Genomic DNA, 4,406 nt, shown 5'->3' with positions numbered 1-4,406 from the left:
CGGCGTGCCGCCCGGCGCGCAGTGCCGCGTCCGTGCGGTCGAGCGAGACCGCGTACCGCTCGGCCACCAGCGAGGCCCGGACGTCGTCGAACCACGGGGTCTCGATCGCCGCGAAGGGCTGCCCCCGCCACAGGTCCAACGCCCGGCGGTAGAGCTCGGGATCGTCCGCCGCGCGGGCTCGGCCGACCAGGTGCCGGAACTCGTGGAGGTCCACGCTGAGCGGCTCGGCCGCGAGGAGGTACCCGCCCGTCGCGCGGGTGAGCGGCACACCGGGCAGCAGCGGGCGCAGCCGCGACACGTAGGCCGACAGGGTGTTCCGGGCGCGGTGCGGCGGCCGTCCGGCCCACACCCGCTCGATCAGGTCGTCGGCGGCGACCGGGCGGCCCACCTCGACGAGCAGCGCGGCCAGGACGTGTCGCTGCCGGGCGTGGCCGACGTCGACCGGACGCCCGTCGACCAGCACCTCGATCTCGCCCAGCAGCCGGAACCGCACTCGGTCGGCGGACATCAGCCGGGCAGGTCGAGGGCGGGGTTGCGGTCGAAGAAGCCGCTGGGTTTGAGCTGGAAACCCACCGCGTCCACGGGCATGACCGGCCAGTCCTCCACGCGGGGGACGTGGTGGATGCCGAAGACGTACCAGAGCACCACGTCGACGTCCTCCAGCGAGCGGTCCTCGGCGGTCCAGACCGGCAGGCCGTCGTCCTCCGTGGACTGGACGACGAACTCGCCGCAGGGCCATTGCTCGTCGCGCGCGTAGGGCGTGACCCACAGGCTGTGGCCGATCGCCTGCGCCCGACGGAACACGGGCGAGGACTCGTCGATCATCGCGGGGATCGCCGCGCCGGGTACGAGGGTGTAGGCGGTGGGGGCGCCGAGGGCGTTGCGCCGCTCCGGGTTGGTCACCTTCCAGACCCGCTGCGTCTCCCACGACACGTCCTGGATCGCGTCCAGCTCGCTGCGCAGCGGGACGGTGCGTTGGCGCAGCGCGAGCCCGGAGGGGTTGTCCGGGCCGAGCGGGACCTGCTCGGTCTCGCTCATCACGACGGTGTTCCGCTCGCCGTCGACGTCCATGTCCAGCCGCGCCACGATGAAGTGCTGGTGGATGGGGGCGTAGGTCTGCCGGTCCACGACCGTGCCGTACGGCGGCGGGTCGCCCTGGAACGGGGTGGTGACCATGATCCCGGTGGCCCGGACCTCGCACTCGATCCGGCCGTCCAGGTAGAGGCGCCAGTAGACCAGGTACTCGTAGTTGGCCACCGTGACGTGCGAGGACACCACCAGCCGGCGGGAGCGTCGGACCTCGGCACCGGTGCGGCCGTCGACGTGCTTCCAGGCCACGCCGTCGTCCTCCTCGTGGATGCAGACGGCGTTGCGGATCTCCACCGGCTCGCCGGCGGAGTCGTTCACGACGGCGTCGAGGTAGCGGATCTCGCCGAGGCAGTCGCAGCCCAGCTCGAGCGAGGTCGTCATGAAGCCCAGGCCCCACTCGCCGATGTCGAAGGCGGTGCGGTCCGCGTGCTCGGGGGTGGGGTCGCGGTAGGGGACCACCATCTCCGCGAAGCTCATCCGGTGGGCGACCGGGCGCTCGTCCCACCGCACCTGGTGCAGCACGAGCCCCTCGCGGGGGGTGAAGCCCACCCGAAGGTTCCAGTTCGCCCAGCTCAGCGCATGTCCGTCGAGCTCGAACGAGACCCCCGCGGGCTGGTGGACGTGCAGCGGTCTCAGCGGCTCGCGGGTGGGCAGGCCCGCGTACTCGGCGGTGACCTCGGGGCGGCCGGGATCGCCGCGGTCCACGATCTCGAGCAGCTCCATCGTGTTCAGGTCGACGAGGATCTTCAGGCCCGCGACGGGGTGGGCGTACGGGTTGCCCTCGGGGGTGGCGCGCAGCCAGACGTCGCACCAGCCGACCCGCCCCGGGTGGGGCGCGTTCCCGCCGTAGGTCCAGACGTCGACCAGAGCCAGCGACGGGTCGGTGATCCCGCGCCCGCGCAACGCCTCGACGACGGCGGGGTGGGCCCGCATGGCGTCGTCGCAGTCGTGCCACTCGTCCACGGTCACGTGCGGCTGCACCCCGGGCACGACGGCCCAGTCCAGCACCGCGCCGGTGGTCAGCGAGACCACCCCGACGACGACCTCGCCGCTCTCCAGGTGCCACACCGTGGCCCGTGCCTCGCGGAGCACCGGATGCCCGGGCCGGTGCCCGGCGACGACGTCCTTCGGCGGCTCGACGAGCGCGATCGTCGCGATCCGCCACTCCGGCCTGCTCACGCCGCGCTCGCGCAGGATCGCGGCGGCGGCGCGGATCTCGTCGGCGGACAGGGGATCGAGGGGGTGGGTCACGAAACGTGAGTCTGGCGCCTGCTCCGAGCAGGGAACAAGGGCGCAAACCTGCCGAAACCGTTGCGTGGTGAGCTACGGTCCCAGCACTTCCGGGGAGGGGGGACCAGAGATGGCCCTGCAGGAACGCGGTTCGTTCCGCGCCGAGATCTTCCGCCGCAAACCCGTCACCGCACCCACCGAGGGGGGCCACGGGGGCCTCGTCCGAATGATCGGGACCTTCCGGCTCACGATGTTCGGCATCGGCGCCACCGTCGGGACCGGCGTCTTCTTCGTGATGCACGAGGCGGTGCCGCTGGCGGGGCCCGCGGTGATCGTCGCGTTCGTGATCGCGGGGATCGCGGCGGGCCTGTCGGCACTCTGCTACGCCGAGATGGCGAGCGCCGTGCCGGTCTCCGGCTCCACGTACTCCTACGCGTACGCGACCATGGGCGAGATCATCGCGATGGTCGTCGCGGCCTGTCTGCTGCTCGAGTACGGCGTCTCGACGGCCGCGGTGGCGGTCGGCTGGTCCGGCTACCTCAACGAGCTGCTGGAGAACCTGGTCGGCTGGCGGTTCCCCGAGGCGCTGTCCGGCTCGTTCGTCGAGGGCGGGTTCATCAACCTCCCCGCGGTGCTGCTGGTGGCCCTCTGCGCGTTCCTGCTGATCCGCGGGGCCAGCGAGTCGGCCACGATCAACGCGATCATGGTCGTCATCAAGATCGGTGTGCTGCTGCTGTTCGCCGCGGTGGCCTTCACCGCGTTCGACTCGAACAACTTCGCGGACTTCGCGCCCGAGGGCGCCGCGGGCATCACCGCGGCGGCGGGCACGATCTTCTTCACGTTCATCGGGCTCGACGCGGTCTCCACCGCGGGCGACGAGGTGAAGGACCCGCAGCGGACCATGCCGCGGGCGATCATCGGGGCGCTGATCGCCGTCATCGCGCTGTACGTGCTGGTCGCGGTGGCCGCGCTCGGGACCCAGCCGTGGACGGCGTTCTCCGATCCGGAGCAGGGCGAGGCGGGCCTGTCGCGGATCCTGGAGAACGTCACGGGCACCGCCTGGCCGGGCACGGTGCTGGCCGCGGGCGCGGTGATCTCGATCTTCTCGGTGACCCTGGTGGTGATGTACGGGCAGACCCGCATCCTGTTCGCGATGGGCCGGGACGGCATGCTGCCCAAGGCCTTCTCGAAGGTGAACCCGAAGACCCAGACCCCGGTGACGAACACCGTGGTCGTCGCGATCGTCGTGGGGCTGGCCGCCGCGTTCGTCCCGCTCGACGAGCTGTGGGACCTCGTCTCGATCGGCACCCTGATCGCGTTCATCGCGGTGAGCGTCGGGGTGATCGTGCTCCGCCGGACCCGGCCCGACCTGCCCCGCGGGTTCAAGGTGCCCGGCTACCCCGTCACGCCGGTGCTGTCGGTGCTGGTCTGCGGGTACGTGCTGTCCGGCCTGCACTGGACCACGTACCTGTGGTTCCTCCTGTGGCTCGCGATCGTGCTGGCCTTCTACCTGCTGTGGGGGCGGAAGCACTCGGCGCTCCGGGACGAGTCGTGACCGTCCTCGTCGGGTTCCGGCCGGGGGAGTCGAGCGCCGACGCGCTGGCCCTCGGCACGGTCCTCGCCCGCTCGGCCGGGCAGCCGCTCGCGCTCGGGGCCGTGGTGCCGCAGGCCTGGCCCGCGCCGTCGATGGCCCGCATCGACGCCGAGTACGTCGGCTGGTCCGCCGAGCACGCCTCGGAGGCCCTCGAGCGGGCGCGGGCCCAGGTCGCCCCGGACGTCCCGGTGACCTGTCACCGGGTCGCGGGCCGCTCGGTGTCCTCGGCCGTCCTGGAGCTCGCGAAGGACCTCGGCGCCTCGGTCATCGTGCTCGGTTCGGCGCCGGAGACCGCGCTGGGCCGGATCACCGTCGGCTCGGCGGCGAACCAGCTCGCGCACTCGTCGGAGGTGCCGCTGGCGCTGGCCACCCGCGGGTTCGCCCCGGCGGCCGACGCCCGGATCACCCGGGTGACGTGCGCGTTCGGGGGCACCGCGGACGGGCGGAGGAACGGTCTCCTCGGGCTCGGACACGATGGACACAGGGGTCTCCT

4 protein-coding genes are annotated in these 4,406 nt (G+C 72.5%); 2 read left to right on the top strand and 2 right to left on the bottom strand.

Going from position 1 to position 4,406, the window contains the following annotated elements:
* Both H5J29_RS22405 and H5J29_RS22400 read right to left on the bottom strand, forming a co-directional pair.
* A partial coding sequence (locus H5J29_RS22405; RefSeq protein WP_181783012.1) for an AfsR/SARP family transcriptional regulator occupies positions 1-508 on the bottom strand: 508 nt, incomplete at its 3' end.
* Positions 508-2,340, bottom strand: coding sequence for a primary-amine oxidase (locus tag H5J29_RS22400; RefSeq protein WP_181783011.1), 1,833 nt, complete (start codon positions 2,338-2,340; stop codon positions 508-510). The genes H5J29_RS22400 and H5J29_RS22405, both read right to left, overlap by 1 nt.
* A gap of 109 nt (positions 2,341-2,449) precedes the next feature.
* Here H5J29_RS22400 and H5J29_RS22395 point away from each other — a divergent pair, with 109 nt between their 5' ends.
* Both H5J29_RS22395 and H5J29_RS22390 read left to right on the top strand, forming a co-directional pair.
* Positions 2,450-3,874: an amino acid permease gene (locus H5J29_RS22395; RefSeq protein ID WP_181783010.1), complete on the top strand. Its 1,425-nt coding sequence runs from the start codon at positions 2,450-2,452 to the stop codon at positions 3,872-3,874.
* Positions 3,871-4,406, top strand: a 536-nt coding sequence (locus H5J29_RS22390; RefSeq protein WP_181783009.1) for a universal stress protein, incomplete at its 3' end; no start/stop codon positions are given. The genes H5J29_RS22395 and H5J29_RS22390, both read left to right, overlap by 4 nt.

Origin of the sequence: Pseudonocardia pini (genome assembly GCF_013870575.1) — a bacterium.
GTDB classification, from domain to species: domain Bacteria; phylum Actinomycetota; class Actinomycetes; order Mycobacteriales; family Pseudonocardiaceae; genus Pseudonocardia; species Pseudonocardia pini.
This window is presented reverse-complemented; position numbering and strand designations above follow the sequence as displayed.